1 protein-coding gene is annotated in these 1,329 nt (G+C 58.1%); it reads right to left on the bottom strand.

Going from position 1 to position 1,329, the window contains the following annotated elements:
- The coding region (locus tag ACOCD2_RS20215) for a type I restriction-modification system subunit M (RefSeq protein WP_419625969.1) at positions 1 to 1,329 on the bottom strand (1,329 nt) is incomplete at both ends.

Raw genomic sequence — 1,329 nt, 5'->3', positions numbered from 1 at the left:
TACTCACATAGCGCGAGATGTTCAGGTTGAAGCCGTTCTCCTCAATCTCCTCCATGGATACGCGGCGGGAATAGCGTTCTTCTTCCTTGCGGTGCTGGTAGGTGTCGATGATTTTGTCGATGTGTCCGGGCAGCAGGATGTTCTGGCGCTTGCCCTTTTCAAAGTGCTCACTGGCGTTGATGAACAGCACATCATCGGGCTGCCTGCATTTTTTCAGCACCAGAATGCAGACCGGAATGCCGGTAGAGTAGAACAGCTTGGGCGGCAGGCCGATGACGGTATCGATATTACCGTCCTGCAAGAGTTTCTTGCGGATCTTCGCCTCCGCGCCGCCCCGGAACAGCACGCCATGAGGCAGAATGATGGCCATGGTGCCTTCCCGATGGAGGAAGTGGAAGCCGTGCAGCAGAAAGGCAAAGTCGGCCGCTGATTTGGGCGCCATGCCGTAGCCCTTGAAGCGGAAGTCTTCCTTCAGCGCATCAGTGGGCTCCCAGCGGTAGCTGAAGGGCGGATTGGCGACCACCGCATCGAACCCGACCTTTTTGGCCGGGTTCTCCTCGCGCAGCAGGGGCCACTCGTTGAGCAGGGTGTCGCCGTGAAAAATCTCGAACCCGGTATCTTTCACCCCATGCAGCAGCATGTTCATGCGCGCCAGGTTGTAGGTGGTGACATTCTTTTCCTGGCCGAAGAGCCTGCCAATGCCGTTCTTACCCAGGCGCTGGCGCACGTTGAGCAACAGCGAGCCTGAACCGCAGGCGAAATCCAGCACCTGCCTGAGTGCTTTCTTTTTGCCGGAGGCCGGGTCCTGGCTGTCCAGCGAGACGATACCGGAGAGGATGGCGGAAATCTGTTGCGGGGTGTAAAACTCCCCGGCCTTCTTGCCGGAACCTGCGGCGAACTGGCCGATCAGGTACTCGTAGGCATCACCCAGCAAGTCCCGCTCCGGAGGGAACTCCGCCAGCCCCTCAGAAATCTTCTGGATGATGGTGCAGAGCTTGTTGTTGCGCTGCCGGTAGTTTTTGCCCAGCTTTTCGGAGTCGAGGCTGATCTCCGAGAACAGCCCCTGGAAATTGCTGGAGAAGGATTCGTTTTCGATGAACCTGAAGCCCTGTTGCAGGGTGCGCAACATTTCATTACTCTGGGTACGTGCCTGCTCGGCGATGCTGCTCCAGAGATATTCCGGCTTGATCACATAATGCACCTTGCGGCGCATCAGGTTCTCAAATACCTCACTGTCCGCGGGGTTCTGTTCGTACAGGACAGCCAGCGGCGAACGGCGGTCGTCCTCATCCTGCGCTGGCCAGTCGGGACCCAGTTCCTTTTGTGCGG

Origin of the sequence: Thiolapillus sp. (assembly GCF_048562965.1) — a bacterium.
GTDB classification, from domain to species: domain Bacteria; phylum Pseudomonadota; class Gammaproteobacteria; order Chromatiales; family Chromatiaceae; genus Thiolapillus; species Thiolapillus brandeum_A.
This window is presented reverse-complemented; position numbering and strand designations above follow the sequence as displayed.